Source organism: Butyrivibrio sp. WCD2001 (assembly GCF_000424485.1).
Lineage (GTDB): Bacteria > Bacillota > Clostridia > Lachnospirales > Lachnospiraceae > Butyrivibrio.
Window position 1 is genome coordinate 636,002 of record NZ_AUJZ01000001.1, and the last position, 16,623, is coordinate 652,624.

At 35.2% G+C, this 16,623-nt stretch carries 13 protein-coding genes; 1 reads left to right on the forward strand and 12 read right to left on the reverse strand.

Features of this window, described 5'->3' with window-relative positions; all coding sequences use genetic code 11:
* Nucleotides 1-29 precede the first annotated feature (29 nt).
* The 12 genes from G630_RS0102695 to G630_RS0102750 all read right to left on the reverse strand — a co-directional run bounded on the left by G630_RS0102695 (nucleotide 30) and on the right by G630_RS0102750 (nucleotide 14,270).
* Entirely contained in the window at nucleotides 30-1,166 is a 1,137-nt protein-coding gene (locus G630_RS0102695; RefSeq protein ID WP_026497666.1) for a DegT/DnrJ/EryC1/StrS family aminotransferase, read from the reverse strand.
* A gap of 12 nt (nucleotides 1,167-1,178) precedes the next feature.
* Entirely contained in the window at nucleotides 1,179-2,435 is a 1,257-nt protein-coding gene (locus tag G630_RS0102700; RefSeq protein ID WP_026497667.1) for an ATP-binding protein, read from the reverse strand.
* A gap of 152 nt (nucleotides 2,436-2,587) precedes the next feature.
* Nucleotides 2,588-3,547, reverse strand: a complete 960-nt coding sequence (locus tag G630_RS23260; protein WP_049946053.1) for a glycosyltransferase — start codon at nucleotides 3,545-3,547, stop codon at nucleotides 2,588-2,590.
* A gap of 154 nt (nucleotides 3,548-3,701) precedes the next feature.
* Nucleotides 3,702-4,454: a WbqC family protein gene (locus G630_RS0102710; protein WP_026497668.1), complete on the reverse strand. Its 753-nt coding sequence runs from the start codon at nucleotides 4,452-4,454 to the stop codon at nucleotides 3,702-3,704.
* An 18-nt stretch (nucleotides 4,455-4,472) separates the two neighbouring features.
* Complete coding sequence (locus tag G630_RS23265) at nucleotides 4,473-6,362, reverse strand: glycosyltransferase (RefSeq protein WP_196805730.1); 1,890 nt, start codon at nucleotides 6,360-6,362, stop codon at nucleotides 4,473-4,475.
* 11 nt (nucleotides 6,363-6,373) lie between these two features.
* Entirely contained in the window at nucleotides 6,374-7,474 is a 1,101-nt protein-coding gene (locus tag G630_RS23270) for a glycosyltransferase family 2 protein (protein ID WP_049946055.1), read from the reverse strand.
* A gap of 18 nt (nucleotides 7,475-7,492) precedes the next feature.
* Entirely contained in the window at nucleotides 7,493-8,443 is a 951-nt protein-coding gene (locus G630_RS23275; protein WP_049946056.1) for a glycosyltransferase family 2 protein, read from the reverse strand.
* 27 nt (nucleotides 8,444-8,470) lie between these two features.
* Nucleotides 8,471-9,520 (reverse strand): glycosyltransferase family 2 protein, encoded by a 1,050-nt coding sequence (locus G630_RS0102730; protein ID WP_026497669.1) that lies wholly within the window; start codon nucleotides 9,518-9,520, stop codon nucleotides 8,471-8,473.
* A 3-nt stretch (nucleotides 9,521-9,523) separates the two neighbouring features.
* Nucleotides 9,524-11,620, reverse strand: a complete 2,097-nt coding sequence (locus G630_RS23280; RefSeq protein WP_049946057.1) for a glycosyltransferase — start codon at nucleotides 11,618-11,620, stop codon at nucleotides 9,524-9,526.
* Between the two features lie 68 nt (nucleotides 11,621-11,688).
* Nucleotides 11,689-12,762 (reverse strand): hypothetical protein, encoded by a 1,074-nt coding sequence (locus tag G630_RS0102740; protein ID WP_196805731.1) that lies wholly within the window; start codon nucleotides 12,760-12,762, stop codon nucleotides 11,689-11,691.
* A 72-nt stretch (nucleotides 12,763-12,834) separates the two neighbouring features.
* Nucleotides 12,835-13,551 (reverse strand): CpsD/CapB family tyrosine-protein kinase, encoded by a 717-nt coding sequence (locus G630_RS0102745; RefSeq protein ID WP_026497671.1) that lies wholly within the window; start codon nucleotides 13,549-13,551, stop codon nucleotides 12,835-12,837.
* Nucleotides 13,548-14,270 (reverse strand): Wzz/FepE/Etk N-terminal domain-containing protein, encoded by a 723-nt coding sequence (locus G630_RS0102750; RefSeq protein ID WP_026497672.1) that lies wholly within the window; start codon nucleotides 14,268-14,270, stop codon nucleotides 13,548-13,550. The genes G630_RS0102745 and G630_RS0102750 overlap by 4 nt, the downstream gene beginning before the upstream one ends.
* Before the next feature lie 293 nt (nucleotides 14,271-14,563).
* Between G630_RS0102750 and G630_RS0102755 the strand changes: the two genes are divergently transcribed.
* Entirely contained in the window at nucleotides 14,564-16,345 is a 1,782-nt protein-coding gene (locus G630_RS0102755) for an Ig-like domain-containing protein (RefSeq protein WP_026497673.1), read from the forward strand.
* Nucleotides 16,346-16,623 lie beyond the last annotated feature (278 nt).

Consider the following 16,623-nt stretch of genomic DNA (forward strand, 5'->3'; position numbering starts at 1 on the left):
CCTCTACTATAAAAAAACAAAAAACAAAATCACTTCAGAAAGTCGATTATCAAATCGCAAATACAATCAACTTTTTCAAGCTCTAAATCAGCATACATCGGAAGAGTTAAAACCTGACCCGACATTTTTTCCGCAACAGGTGTATATCCTCTGAAATCGACATCTTTATAACATTCAAACTGACTTGTCAAAGGATAAAAATATTTTCTGGAATATATATTATGAGCTGCTAGATATGTATATAGATCGTCTCTTCCCATGCCACAAATATTCTTATCTATGAATATGGGACAATATGAATAATTTCTTATTATATCGCTGCGATATGGTGTAAGCATCCTGACTCCGTCAAGTTTAGAAAGTCTGTTTGAATAATGCTCATATACCTTTTTTCTCTTCTCAATATTTTCTGCAAAATGTTTGAGATTGCAAAGCCCCATCGCAGCCTCAAACTCGTTCATCTTAGCATTAGCTCCGGTAAAAGAAACCTGTTCCTCACCCATGATTCCAAAGTTTTCCAGCTGATATAATCGCATAGCCCTTTTAGCATCACTTAAGGCCACACATCCGCCCTCAATTGTATTAAATGCTTTTGTTGCATGAAAAGAGAACATAGAAGCATCTCCATATGCAGCTATGCCCTTCTCTCCAATTCTTACTCCAAAAGCATGGGCCGCATCGTAAATGACTTTTAGCCCATGCTTTTGTGCAATTCTTTCTATTTCTTCTACATTGCAGGGTAATCCGTACACATGAACCGGAACAATTGCAACAGTCTTATCAGTGATAAGCTCCTCAATTTTCTCCGTATCCATTGTACAGTCTTCTTCCCTGATATCACAAAATACCGGAGTACATCCGTTTCTTACGATGGCATGTGTCGTGGAAGCAAAGGTATAAGGGGTAGTTATAATCTCTCCCTTAAGTTCAAATGCCTGTATGGTAAGTTCCAGTCCCATATGTCCATTACAACTTGGCAGGCAAATCTCCACCCCAAGAAAATCATTAAGTTTCTCCCTGAATTCCTCGTGGAGGGGTCCCATATTGGTTAAGATGCCCTTATCCCAAATTCTTCTTAAATATTCCACGTATTCGTCAAGTGGAGGAAGCGAAGGTTTTGTGACAAATATGCCTTCTCTCGTATCAACGAATTTATTAGTGCTCATCTCATTCCTCTTTTAAACTGCGAGTCCAACACTCTCTACATCACCGCTTTTTACGGCATATCCCCTGCGGTCATACTCATAAGGACAAGTCATGTTTTCGCCGGACTCTGATATTACTTCTAAATTGCTGTTTATTATATTAAGACATTTGTCGTAGTCTTCACTCTTGCATGAGAACAGAATAAAGCCGAAAACCATAAGCATAGCTGTATCAGGGTTGACTACATTTCCTACCTGCTTAACCTGCTGTATCTGAATTCCGGGAATCTGCTCTTTTATCTTATCAATTCCCTTTATCTCTTTAATGGTTCCGGGATTGAGCCAGAATGCATATGAATACATCTGCATAGCAGCTTTTGCATTACAAGGCTGGTTCTTCTTTTCCTCAAGTACAGTGTCAAGCATTGTATTGCAAAGAAGTTCCTCGAAAGGATACCTTCCACCCGGAAGTCTGTAATTCATCTCAATGATAGCAAATCTATTACTATCAGTTAAAAACTGGAGACCACAAATACCTTCATTACAGCCAATCTTTGTAAGCATTTTATCAATATTAGGTTTATATTTCTCAAAAAGCTTAATATGCTTTGAAGGAAGGAATCCAAATACTCTTCTCTGGCCATTGCGATATTCTTTTACATCATCGCCACAGCCGGCAAGCTCACAAACACCATTTTTTACAACAACGATGTAGCCTGCAAGTTCTCCCTCAATGTACTCCTCAACAACAACCTTATGCTTATCAGACTTCTCATAAGCATCCTTATAGCCCTCAATAAGTTCCTGCTCATTGTAGCAGATATGAAGGCCAATACTTGAGCAACCATCAACAGGCTTTACAACTACAGGATACTTAATCTGCTTAATATCCTCTTTTTTAAACTCAATATCAAGCTTATAATCCATAGGAACTTCCATTCCGCACTCAGCGCAGACTTTCTTGAATTCAGCCTTGTCATTTACGATTGCCAATGTCTCATCTTCTGCATAAAAATGAAGACCAAGTCTCTTACAAAGTTCCTTGTTAGCCTCTATACAGGTCTCTCCCGCACCTGCAAGAATAGCTGTTACGCCTTCTTCTTTGCACTTTTTCTCAAGTGCATCGATGTCAACTACGCTGATATCCCATGCTTCATCAGCCATACCCTTTTCAGGTGACTTCTCAACGGGAAGATTATCCGTAACAATAGTGTGTACGCCTCTCTCCTTTGCATGTCTGATCATCTCGTCTACATGACAGTTATTTCCCAAGAATAATAATTTTTCCATACCAATGTTCTCCTCTTCCAAAAAATAATTATATAGTTCCAAATTTGAATGCTTAAATATATAAGCTCAATTTGCGTATTTACGCCCCCTCTAATAATTTAGACATGTTGTCTGCCACAATTATCCCCCAAATTTATAATTGTATTTGGCTGTTATGTCCTTTTAACCCCTTTAAAAAAATGTTTTAGACGAACTTTATAATATTTTTGCTTTGTGTTATAGTCCTCCTTTATTTTATGCCGTATTTTATATGTATCCTCTTTAGAGAACGTACCCATATTATCATATAATTTGTTCAGTTCATAAGACCTTCTGTCATCAAAGTCAAGTTCAAGTCCCAGTTTTGAAGCAATCTGTTCCAGATTATTCATTCCATCCAGATAATCAATAATAGGCTTTACCCCATAGTAATCATTTTGAGATGACCACGTTCCGGAGTCTTTGGCCGTCACATATCTGTATGCTGCTACTTTTTCTCCAAGATTATACATCTTTCCCACAGACATCATACATAAGACCTGAGCCACGTCCACCATATTTCTAGGGTCTATCTTAGACTGAATTATCTTCTTTTGAAGCATTTCATATCCTGATTTTCTATACATAGCTGTGGCTGTCTGACCGGGAAAAATATACTTTTCAAAATCCTTTATTGTATAATCCCTTTTCTCTTTAATATATGGCATGTATTCTTCACGTTCCGGATGTATCACATCATTCTCATCAACTACTATACTTTGACCGAAACATGCAACATAATCTTTATGGGAATCAAGAAAATCAACTTGTTTTTGTAGTTTCTTTTCATCAATCCAATAATCATCACCTTCGATAATAGCTATGTATTCACCACATGCATGAGTGAATAGTTCAGGTAAATTAGCATACATCCCAAGATTTTTTTCCCTAAAAAAGGGAAAAATTATATCAGGATATTTTGAAGCATATTCCTTAACAATTCTTGATGTACTATCTGTGGAACAGTCTTCGCCAACAAGTACCTCATATTTAAAATCAACATTTTGTGAAACAACACTCTCAAGTGTATGTCCAATATATTTCTCCTGATTATAGGTAGCAACAATTACGCTAACCTTTATCTTTTCATCCATCTTCCTAACCTTTTTTAACAAAATACCTGATAACCCTCGTATAAGAGTTTCTTATCACAGGCTCCTAGCGCATACCAAAGATGTATTTTACAATAATTAGTATCCATTAGTAAATATTTCTTTTTTCGATAATGAATGACTTTGAATAACGTATTTATTCATTTTCCTCGTCAAAACTTTCAAAACCATCTTCCAGCGAAAACCGTGTTAACATCTCAGTTATCTGATCATCCGAGCAAAACATCATTATGTCAATGATTGAAAGGTTTGGCACAAACTTATCACTATCAAACTGTTTATACCTGATATCTTCATTAGCCTTTACAAACTTTAATCCAAGCCCATTTTCACGAAAAAACTTTTGACAATACAGTTTTGTACCACCAATAGCGTTATAGTATTCCGTCGCTCCTCTGTTTTTACAAGACTGAACAACATAATGTTCCCTCTTATATGTTCCATCCAAAATCACATCTCTTGAAGCAACATATATCGGGGTTGTAATCCCCAGTTCTTTCGCAGTGCTTCTTATGGCATTTTCAAGGAAAACTGCTATATTTTTTCCTTCATCAGTAAGACCAAATTCAAGAGCTTTTTTCACATGTTCATAAGTTTTTTCGAAATTCGGTGCCTTTGCATAAGAACTTCTTAGCGTATTAAGCATCTTATCTAATTCATTTTTATCAAACGAAATCTCGGTTTCGTTGATAAGCCTATTCTGTGAAGGTTTATGAACAGGAAGCCTGAAATACTGAGGCTCTCCATTTATAAGAATCTGATTCCTATTGATAAAACCCTGCTTCATATAATTCAAATTATCAGCTATAACATATTCATCAACCGCATTCATAAGCTGCCAATAGCCTATATACGGAAAAAAATATGGCTGATGAATTCCTATTATCATTTTTACTTCCCTTTCTGTTTACCCTTTTTCGTTAATCCTGTTTATTCTTCTAACATATCCCTTAGGGCTTATAATAGCCATTAGGTACTCTTTTTTCTGATGATTATCAAGCTGATCATAGTTTTTTATACACTCAGAAATAAGAAGTTTTCGAAATCTGCTACTTAGATGATAGTTCCTATATGCATCATCATCATATCTGAACATAAGCTGTATGATTTCTTCAAATAAAGAATAAACGATAAGTCTGTATATATCTGCATATATCTGTTGTCTACAGCATTTAACCCTGTCCCTATGAGCTTCTATAGCATCAAAATGTCTTAAGTCAGCAGTGTTTTGAGCACCCATAATACTATTGTTCCTGACTCTATAATGATATAAGGCATCAGTCATAGTCGATACCATTGATGTTTCATCAATCACGCGATGAATTGCATACTCATCTTCATGAATTTTCCCCTCTTTGAACCGAACTTTGTCAAAAATGCTCTTTCTATATAATTTATTCCAGGTAACAACCATTAAAAGATATTCTTTAGGAAAAATATTTCCCAAAACAGCCATTGACTTTGATCTGGACAGCACTTCATCTTTTTTATAAGTATATGTATCACGTATGTCAGACTCTTTAATAAATCCACAGACAGAAACATCTGCACCGGTTTCAATCAAATTATTATAAAGAAGCTCAATATACTTCTCATCCACCCAATCGTCTGAATCAACAAAAGCAATGTATTCGCCTTTGGCCTCATCAATGCCACGGTTTCTTGCCGCTGACAATCCACCATTTTTTTGCTTTATATATATAAATCTGTTGTCGCTGTCTGCATACTTTTTCGCTATTATAGCTGACCCATCTGTTGCACCATCATCCACAATTAAAACTTCTATGTTTTTATATGTCTGCTTTGCTATCGATATGAGACATTCTTCCAAATAATCTTCAACATTATATACCGGAACCACAATACTAATAAGTGGTAAATCCTTTTTGGGTGGATTCATTGATTTTTTATCACGCCCTATCAGAGTTTTGACTAACTGTGGCTGATTTGTGTATGATATCTTTCTTGCAAAAAAGGCATCCGATGCTACCAGCTCATCTTTATCACCATAACAAAATTCATAAGGTGATCCTCTGTCCCAATCAATAAGTCTAAGATTTGTATTAACAACTCTATCTTTAAACTGTGAGTTCATTGCAATTGTTCCAACGAAGAATTCATCAGAACAACTGGTCAGCCAGTAATCCCTTAATATTTTTCTTTTCTGACTAACTATATATCTTGCAAAATCATCAGTAATCGAGAACCAATTATCCCCCTTAACAATGTCTATTCCTTGCAATTTCTTAGTTCTGTCTATACCACGTCGTTCTTCAAAACTGACCAATTTCCACTCGAACTCGTGAAGCCAGCGCATAAACGCAGCTTTTTTTCCGGCGCCATCAAAGACGCCTTTCCCATCCCACTTTTTAAAAACATGATAGTATTTTAGTTTATACATAAAATCTTCGCCACGTTCACCGTTATGATAATATGATATAAACTCTTCATTCTTATCAAATAAATAATTATGTATTTCATCCTGGGATTTTAACGGATAATCTATTCCCGACAAAAGATGATAATAATGATATTGTTCTTTGGCTGTTGCCTCTTTCAAAAGCAAAAGCTCGCATTCTGTGAAACTTGTATGTCCCCATCTCACATCTATCCTTGGCGTAAAGAACAGCTGAGACTCTGACACCCAACTACGTATTTCATTATAATCAACATATGATGTCTTTTTATCAATATGAAGATATATGTCATTTCTTATATCATCTATGGCCTTAAATAAATATTGTAATGATTCAAAATCATTATGAGCCATAATAAGATAAGCATGCTTATCTGACAAAACATTCTCCTTTAGTGAAAAATCAAATTTCCAATTGTAGGTCGCTTTCTTAAACATCTATATATGTTATAAAAAGCAAAATATAGTTTTCCTTTTATATCATGTTCTAATTCAGCAATAATATAATATCCGAATCTCCAATAGACCATAGCCATTTCTTTAGGATAAAACTCGTAAAATTCCTGCTTTTTTGAAACTGCTATTTTCAGCATATTTATATAATATCCGTATTCTTCAAGTTTTGGCGCAACCGCAACAGTTTCCTTCGCTGAAAATCTATAATTCGCAAACATGATAAGTTTATAAAATATCTGATAGAATTTCACCTGATATTCATCAGAAAAATATGATTCATACGGTTTTTGAATACCTTTTAGAAGAATCAAACGTTCCCTAAGCTGAATCTGTAGTTCATTGCTTTTGCCTGTAGCTGACTCATTTCTAATAACATAGTAATAAAGTCTATCCTCAATACACTCTATGCTTTTTGAAAGAAGACAATACGTAATGTTAAATTCCAAATCTTCTCCTATTTTGCATTTTTCATCAAATATCAGATTATTTTCTCTTATAATATCTGTCCGAAACAACTTAAAACACACTTCATAACCGACAAGATATTCAATAAGCTTATCTCTTATGAAACCAAACTTTTCTTTCTCCTTCGAAATATCATAATATCCTGTAATAAAGTCGAGTTCTTCAAGAGGATTACTATTTTCATCAACACGATGGTACTGAAAATTCACCCAATCCGCATTATTTTGCTCAATTGCATTAACAAGTGTTTCAACGGCACTTTCTGAAATATAATCATCCGCATCAACAAACTGGCAATAATATCCACTAATTTTCTGTAAAGCAAAATTTCTGGCGGATGATACCCCGCCATTAGTTTTTTTATATCCCTTTACGCGAGAATCCTGTGCCATAAGAGATTCTATGATATCCCAAGTACCATCTGACGATCCATCATCGACTACAATCACCTCTATATTCCGGTAAGTTTGAGTCAAAATAGAATCAAGACATCCATAAATATATTTTTCCACATTATAAGCAGGTACTATAATCGATACCAGCTTATCTGAACCATTAAGTATTTTTTTCATTTTTTATCCGTAAAATAATCAGCCAAACAACTTGCAATGCAAAGATGGGTTAAACATGAACAAACGATATTTTAAGCGTTTTTTAATATCAAACAAGTAAGAAAAATCACTATACATATATTTGTATTTTTCTTTAACTTTAGATTTCATATCATCATTTCCGTTTTTATAAAACTCGATCATTTTGAGCAATGATAATTTCAACGATATTTCAGCTAATCCCTTGTCATTATATTGAATTGCTCTATTTATTCTATCTTCATATGCTTCGATGGCATTCAAATGCTCAATATTATAAGTATGCTTTTTTCCGGTAATACCATCACTGTTATATCGATAAAAGTAATTCTTAGCCGGGATATATCCCATTTTAGGAACATCATAAATAAAATTATTTATAAGAAGCTCGTCTTCGTGGATCTTATTATCTGCAAATCTCACTTTTTCAAATAGCTTGCGTCTGTATATTTTGTTCCATATTACTACCATTTCAACATATTCCCGGGAATTAGGGGCATAGAGAAACTGCCTGAATTCTTGGGCTGACAAAACCCTATCATCACCTAAGACAGCTGCGCCATCCGGAAGTCTCCTGGTGTCTATATCACAAAACACAATATCCACATCCATTTTTTCTATGGCAGTTAAAAAATCTTCAACATATTTATCTGTCACACGATCATCTGAGTCAATAAAGCAAATATAATCTCCTTTTGCTCTGTCAAGGCCGACGTTTCGCGCTGCCGAAACACCTCTATGATTCTGATGAATAACCTCTATTCTTGAGTCTTTTCCTGCCCAAGCATCGCAAATGTCGACACATGAGTCTACCGAACCATCATCTATTATGATGATCTCGATTTTATCATATGTTTGCGAAACAACTGACTGTATACATTCATCGAGATATTTTTCTACGTTATAAACCGGGATAATGATTGATACCAGTTTATTTGTTTCGATTTCCAAAACAAGTACTCCCTTTATAAAAAACGATTAACCTTTCAAAAACTGATAGAATCTACGGAAGAAAAAGAACACTTCGTAATTTCCTGTTCGAAGGCATATGTATCTAAACATACGAATTTTCTTAGCTTTGCGAACCTCATGAAGCATAGTTCTAAACTCTCTACTCCGCAGTTCCCTATTAAGGCTTCGTTTAGCGCATGATAATGGAGATTCGCCCTTATGCATTTGATATATAGCTGTAAGTCTGTTTGTCCAGTCATGAATGAAAAGAGACTTTAAAACTATAATGTTATCATCCGTAACATCTTCTTGCTCATTTTCCCATCTTATGAATCTTCTATAAATCTCTTTCGTGTTTTTTAAATCATCAGAGTGATATTTTACAGATAATCCATCAACTTTTCTTTTTATATAGAAATAAAGTGGCAGATTTATCATTCCGATATATCCCTCGGAATTTTCCAAATAATCAATGTTGAATTTTAAATCCTCTCCAACACTTATTGTTTCATCAAATTTTATACCTGCTTTTTTTATTATCCCCAGGTCATAGCACTTGTTAGTAACAAAATTAAACAGTTTTAGCCAAGCGAGAGTAGCCGCATAATTTCTGGTAAGTAAATAATTTTCCCCCTTAACATATCCACGCCCGGATTCAAGAATGTAATCTTTATCATTTACTCTTTTGTTATAAGTGTTCTTAAAGGTCATTCCACAGGTAATTAGTGATACCTCTTTGTCCTTCCATTGATCATAAGCGTCCAAATATTTCTCGATCAAAATCTCTGATGGATAGTCATCATCATCAACAAATACAATATAATCGCCTTTAGCTTCACTAATGCCTATATTCCTTGCTGCTGAAACCCCTCTGTTTTTTGTAGAAATAACTCTTATACGCTTATCTATTATCATATATTTTTCGCAAATATCGATAACAGAGTCAGTAGAACCATCATCAACAATTATTATCTCTAAATTCTTGTACGTCTGATTTATAAGAGCTTTTATACTATCATCTATGTAATTTGAACCGTTATAGGTTGGCATTACAATTGAAACCAGCTTGTCATCCATGATTTAATACCTTATATAATTCCATAAAAACAACGACATCGCTTTCCTTATCCCCATAACTTTGGGAATTCCCCAACAAGTAATATTCTCGCGATATAAATTTATTAGTTTCTTTCGAAAATCTATATTTTCTGTATTTCTATAAATATACTTAATCCCATCTAATAATGAAATCAAGCTATGCTGTGTAAGTTCACTATCTTCATTCCCATAAAAATACTTTACTCTTTCCTGCAAAGCCTCTATATAAAAATTGCTGCGGTGGCTGATATTTTCTCCCATAATGCCGCTGCTTCTTTGTAAATAGTTATAATAAGGAACAGGAGTAAATGATACTATTTTTGCGTTATATACCAGCTTATATGTAGTTGCTTCATCTTCATGAAGAGCCCCGACAGGAAATCTGACAGATTCAAATAAATATTTCTTATATAATTTATTCCAAGCGACCGTGCATATATTATTTGTCCTCATCATTTGAATTACTGCTTCATGCCCACTCCATAAGCCACATGCAGCGCTCGTAAATAAATCTTCTTTTTCCCCGAACATTTTTATTCCACATGCAACAATATCTGCATGATCTCTATTCATCTTATCAAGCATTTTCTCAAGTGTATTCGACTGTAGATAATCATCACTGTCACAAAAAAACACTACATCTCCAGACATGCACTCAAGTCCTGTATTTCTGGCAGCTGATAGCCCTTGATTTTGCTGATGTATCACCTGAATTCTGTCATCCATTTGAGCATATCTGCCACAAATCTGTCCGGATGAGTCGGTAGAACCATCATCTACCAGAATTATCTCAAGCCTGGAATACGTCTGATTAGTAATGGATTCCACACATCTATCAATATATTCCTCAACATTATAAACAGGCACGATAACAGATATAATTTCATTAAAGGAATTACCGGAAACAATCTTTATAAAATTATTATAATAAAAACTAATATTGTACTTATCTGTTGAACGTGCTCGTATGTATCCTTTATCAGCGACAGCTTTTCTATAATCCGAATCAAAAGATGCCCTGCTTATTGCATTTTTTATATTGTCAATAAAATCATGATCCTTATCGATTATAACAGCCCCATCACCGACAATCTCCGGGATAGCACCTGAATTAGTTGTAATAAGCGGAATTCCGCGTGATATAGTTTCAAGCGCAACCAATCCAAATGGCTCCATATTCTTTGTTGGCATTATTACTGCATCATATTCATAATACTTCCTAAGTATCTCTTCAGGAGAAAGCATCCCAATACATTTAATATTTCCTTCATACTTCTGCGAAATATCTAACACCTGCTTTTCATAGCGTGTCTTCTCCTTTGAAAAACCTATTATATCAAGGCGATATTGTTCTTTTTGAGATTTATCGAGTTCTTCTATGAATTTGCCAAATGCAATTACCAGCTCTTTCACACCCTTTTCCGGAATTATCCTTCCGGAATAAAGGAATAAATTCGCTACGTCTTTTTTATCCTCCTTCTTTTGGCAATCAGTTATTTTAACTCCGTTATAAAGTACATGCACTAAAGCATTTCTATCATTTGATAATATTTCCTCTTTTATATATTCACTGACAGCTATAAACTGAACTCCATTTTTCACCAATTCTGATATATATTTAGGACTTCTATATACATCAACACAATTATGCATATGGAAATAAATTGGAATCTCAAATCTGCCCTTACAATATTTCACAATCTCATTTGCTGTCGACATAAGATTCTCAATAATAATTGCATCATACTCCCCACGAATCTCATTTACTCTTTTCGCAAACACTTTTAATATTTCTTTATCAAGTATTCTTTTTGAACCAGCCGTCGGAATTCTTCTGTAAAAAGCGTCACTGAATTTATCAACTATTGAAGTAACTGCATGTTTATTTATTCTGAAAAATTCAGTGTACTTATAATCCTGCTCACATTCAGAATGATCATCAATACAATAAAGATCGATCTTACAGGCTTTATTCTTTTCATTATCCTCAATTATTTGAGTAATAAGTCCCTCGACAGCCCCGCCCAATTTAGCAGGAACCGGTAGTATACAGGGGGATATTATTGCAATCCTATCCATTAAAACACCCCAAAAGGGCTACTTTCGTTTGTTTTTCCAAATCAAAAGTAGCCCCAATACCTTGCATTTTATTTTTTCTTAAAATATGTAAAACAAATACCCACTATAGCCAATAACACTACAGCCGCCAATGCTCTTCCACCCCAAAGAAGAATTGCATTAGTACCACTAGGCTTGTTTGATGAAACCTCCGGACTTACAGTTACACTAAATGTCCCAAGATCTGCTTGCATTCTTTCACCGGTAATGTCCGTATATACAAGTTTTACTTTTACTGCCTGTTCTCCAGCATTAGTAAAGGTCACATTGTAATCTTTTGTATAAGTCTTGCCTGCATATACTGTATCCAATCTGATCTTCTTGCTGTCATCTGATACATTTCCTTCAATAAGCAGCTCTGCATCAGTAATATTACCATTGGTCATATTGACATAACTGATATTTAATAGTGATTTACCATTAAGTATTGCATGAGCATTTATGTCTATACTCTTTACCGCAAGACTCTTTCCGCTTGATGTAGTAAGAATCATTGTAGAGGTACTGCTCATCTGCTTTTCCAAACTAAGATAATCAAACTTGCAGGTAAAATCGGCTGAATCCGCTTCAAGTTTGGAACTAACAGTAACGGGAATCGATATTGTTTTACTTTCTTTAGGAAGAAGTGTTCCTATTACTATCTGATTGTCAGTTCCATATTTGGGAAATACCATACCTGACTGACTGGACATAGTCATTACCAGACTCTCAGCACGGGCTGCAGAACTGATATTTTGTATGGTAAGATTTATACTCAAATCATTTCCTGCTTCTAACAATCCTCCCTCGATTGTATAATTTTTCACTTCAATATATGCTATAGCTGAGTCCGCATTTATTTCATCTTCCGTTTGCGCCTCATTAGTACTACCAGTATTCTGACCGGCTGTTTCATCAACAGCATTGTCTTCAACAGCCACATCCTCAGGCATATCGCCGAGGACTTCGCCATCAGTATTTATAGCATTGGGGTCCTCTATACCATTTCCTTCTATATTAGTTGTTTTTTGAGCTGTCCCGGGTGCAACCTCTTCAGTAACATCTGTTCCAAGCTGTATGCCTGCTCCTGTAGCAAATGCAAGCATCTTAGAATTAACCCCCATAAATACTACCGTACCCAGACATAATATGAATGTCTTTATTCCAGTATATTTATTACTCATCATCCCTTATCCTTATCTCTTTCTCTTCTTGTCTTTTGAAAGTTTCTTTATATATTTCTCATTCTGGAAATAATCGTATTCTTCATGATATGAAGCATACTGTTTCATGTCTGCCCTATTTACAATAGTACCAATAAGATTTGCTTTTACTTCAGTCAAAGCATTTGCAGCATTTATCAATCCCTTTTTACTTGTCTCCCCAATAGAAGATACCAATATAGTAGCATCAGAAGAAACTGCAATGACTTCTGCATCCATAGCTACATTCACAGCAGGCATATCATAAATAATAAAATCATACATTTCTTCCAACTGTGATTTTGCTTCATTCATCTTACTGGAACAAAGTAATCTCACAGGATTATCAATCAATTCACCACAGGGAATATATGTGAGATTATCTGTTGTTGTTTCATACTTAACTCTTCCGATCGGAGCTCTGTCCATAAGGTAATCTGAAAAACCAACACTGGCATTTTCATTTAATCTCTTGTATCTGTTCTTTTTTCTCATATCCCCATCTATGAGTACTGTTTTCCAGCCTGAACCTGCAAGTGCGGCAGCAATGTTAATAGCTACTGTTGTAGCCCCATCGCCCGCTTCACAGCCACAGATAACAAAACTCTTATATCCATGCTGTTTTTTCAATATGTGCATATTCATAACTGCCTGATCAAATGCATCATTTAAAATATAATTATCATTCTTGTAAATTTCTAATTTTTTCAATGTAGCACCTCGTTATCTTTATAATCAGGAATAACACCTATTATAGGAAGATTGTTTCTTATAGTTGCCTCTCGTACAGTACGTACTTTTCTATCAAGTATTTCATAAAGGACAACACCGGCACATGCAAGCACAAATCCGGCAATAAAGAATTTTATTCTCTTTTTCCAAGCTGCTCTATTTGCGCTATAAGCCTGATAATATGTATATGCATTATCAAGAACCTTTACGGAATCTGTATGAAGAATGTTTGCCATTTCTTTTGTATAAGCTTCTGCCATTGCATCCGCCATTGCCATAGACAATTCAGGATCATATGTTGTAGCTGTAAAGGTAATAATTGTTGCTGCGTTCGTTTTGGCTAAAGTAGAAGCTGCACTGGAATCAGCTGATGATGAAATACCAATACTATTTTGTATCTGTGATGCCTCAACATCACTTCTTCCAAGAATAAGAGCTGCTCTCTGGCATACTTTATATGACTTTGCGACATCCATATAGGCATTCATGGCTGTAACCGCATTTGCAGTATCAGAATATGAATTTACCGCTGACGCATAAACAGTTGCATTCGCACCAAAAGTATCATTACCACTCTCGAGTGATAAACCAACCCCCATAACAAAAAACAAAAATGTGATGCATAAAATGAACTTGATATTTTTAAACAGCGCATTAAAGCATCTAAAAACATCAATTTCCAACTCGTTTTTGTACATTTTCCTATCCTTCCCCAAATGTTATTTCAAATATAATTTTGCAGTTGCATAAAATCCAATCGATTATATCATCATTATTGTAAAATAGCTATTGATTTTTTTATAAAGAAAAAGAATTTTCTCTAACAATTTTTGTAAATTTTTATACAGACGATTTCTAGTATAATGTTAATGTTATAATTATTTTGTTACTTAAAATGCATAAATATGAATTATATTTCCAAGTTAGTGATTGGGGATTCGTTATTATTAACCCTAAGCGATGTATTTCGAGAAAGGTAGGATAATAATCCATGAATAAAATCATTAGTAACTCGTTGAAAATATTACTTGCTTTGATAATGGTCTCGTTCTTTCTATCTCCATTTCGAGCCTCTGCGAAAAACACTTCTTATAATGTAGCTGTAAAGCTCACAAAAAAAGGAACTCAAAAAAGCGTTCTGGTTGCTAACAGCTCAACACTAAAAATCTATTCGCAAATTGGTGATAGCACCTTAACCGGCAACAAAGTAAACTATTCAACAAGCGGAAAAACAATTGTTAGTGTAAGCAAAAACGGGACAGTCAAGTGCCTAAAACCCGGTACAGCCAGGGTTACCATAACATCTAAAGATAATAAAAAGAAATCTCTCCTTGTGATAAATGTCGCAAAAAATCTTCCATTAAAATCATTAAAATTCAATAATAAATCTCTAAAAATAAAAAAAGGTGATTCTGAAAAACTGCAGTTATCTCTAAATCCTGCATATGCACAAGTTGGTACTGTTAATTGGAAATCAAACAACAAAAAAGTTGCCACTGTTAAAAACGGAAAAATCAAAGCTGTTTCCGCAGGCACTGCCAAAATATCAGCTATTGTTGATAAGAAAGTAACAACCTGCACAGTTACTGTAACTGATACTCCCTCAACTTCTCCAAGCAAAGATAATTCCAATTCAGATGGCTCTGGTTCGGATAAGTCTGATTCAGAAGGGTCCGGCTCGGGTGGTTCCGGCTCGGAGGGGTCCGGCTCGGAGGGGTCCGGCTCGGGTGGTTCCGGCTCGGAGGGGTCCGGCTCGGAGGGGTCTGGCTCGGGTGGTTCCGGCTCGGAGGGGTCCGGTTCGGAAGACTCTGACCAGGATTCCGGATATCAGAATCAGAACGATTCGAATCAAAACAATGCCAGTTCAAATAATGATACTTCTTATGGAGAAAATCATGAAGATAATACATACGAGAATGATTCACAAAATGAAACTATAGCTCCTGAAGTACCGGAAGGTGGTTCCTCTGAGAACAATGAGGATAACTCTTCGCAAAGTGAAAATGGTAATTCGGAACAATCACATCGAGGCAATCAAAATTATGGCAGTTCATACGGTAACGTTCCTTCAAACAATCAATATGAACGTGAAATTCCGCCTGACCTGATCAATGATCCGATTTATTGCTCTATGAATTTACCCTCAGAAGCCATGTCGGACTTCTCAATTGAATGCCATAGAAACTACGGACGTATTCTTAATCAGCTTACGCCCATACAAACTACTGCTGTCAGTATTGGTGCTATTTACCTTGCATCTCAAAAGCATATGTCTTCGTCATATACTATTTGTCTTGGAAAAATGGCTTTATATGCATTTTCCAAGAGCCAAAACAAATGGGTGGCACTTGATGAACAGCCATATCCACTCGGCCTAAAAAGATATAAATTACCATGGAACTCAAATATTCACATTGCTTGTGATAATATACAATATTATTCAGATCATGTGGAGGTAAAGCTTAATGCATCCGATCTCGAGGGATTTGCTTTTCATTTTTGGGGTGTAAAAAAGCCTATAGATCAAGACGATTATTTATATTATGCTTGCGCTTATACGGTTTGGGTAAAAGAATCTTATGCTGCTAACAAATTAACTACAGAAAGCGGAATAGATTCGAAAGATGCTGATAGTAATAATGTTCTTCAGCTTTTATCCAGTCGTAGTTTATCCCTTACCACAACACCAAAAACACTCTGGTGTCATACAATACCAAACAGCGAATATGACCATGACATAGATTGCACTCAGCTTCTCAACTTATATTATTGATAAAAGCCAATAGAAAAACTTCCCATCCCCTCCATTGGGGGTATGGGAAGTTTTTATTGTATGATATAATCTTTCCGAGGAGTTTTAGCTATGAATTTATTTTCTATCATTTTTTCAATCATAATAATCGTTTTAACAATTTATTTTTTCGCAAAAGGACAGTTCATCTATTTCTTTATTCCCTGTATGTTGTTTTTACCGGAATATTATGCAATCGAGTTTTCTGCTTCACTCCCATTGGTAACAGTCAGCAGATTATTATATCTCGTCTTTTATAT

Coding starts and splice junctions, on each gene's coding strand:
- G630_RS0102695 (WP_026497666.1), bottom strand. CDS start 1,166: ATGAGCACTAATAAATTCGTTGATACGAGAGAAGGCATATTTGTCACA.
- G630_RS0102700 (WP_026497667.1), bottom strand. CDS start 2,435: ATGGAAAAATTATTATTCTTGGGAAATAACTGTCATGTAGACGAGATG.
- G630_RS23260 (WP_049946053.1), bottom strand. CDS start 3,547: ATGGATGAAAAGATAAAGGTTAGCGTAATTGTTGCTACCTATAATCAG.
- G630_RS0102710 (WP_026497668.1), bottom strand. CDS start 4,454: ATGATAATAGGAATTCATCAGCCATATTTTTTTCCGTATATAGGCTAT.
- G630_RS23270 (WP_049946055.1), bottom strand. CDS start 7,474: ATGAAAAAAATACTTAATGGTTCAGATAAGCTGGTATCGATTATAGTA.
- G630_RS0102730 (WP_026497669.1), bottom strand. CDS start 9,520: ATGGATGACAAGCTGGTTTCAATTGTAATGCCAACCTATAACGGTTCA.
- G630_RS23280 (WP_049946057.1), bottom strand. CDS start 11,620: ATGGATAGGATTGCAATAATATCCCCCTGTATACTACCGGTTCCTGCT.
- G630_RS0102740 (WP_196805731.1), bottom strand. CDS start 12,762: ATGGGGGTTAATTCTAAGATGCTTGCATTTGCTACAGGAGCAGGCATA.
- G630_RS0102750 (WP_026497672.1), bottom strand. CDS start 14,270: ATGTACAAAAACGAGTTGGAAATTGATGTTTTTAGATGCTTTAATGCG.
- G630_RS0102755 (WP_026497673.1), top strand. CDS start 14,564: ATGAATAAAATCATTAGTAACTCGTTGAAAATATTACTTGCTTTGATA.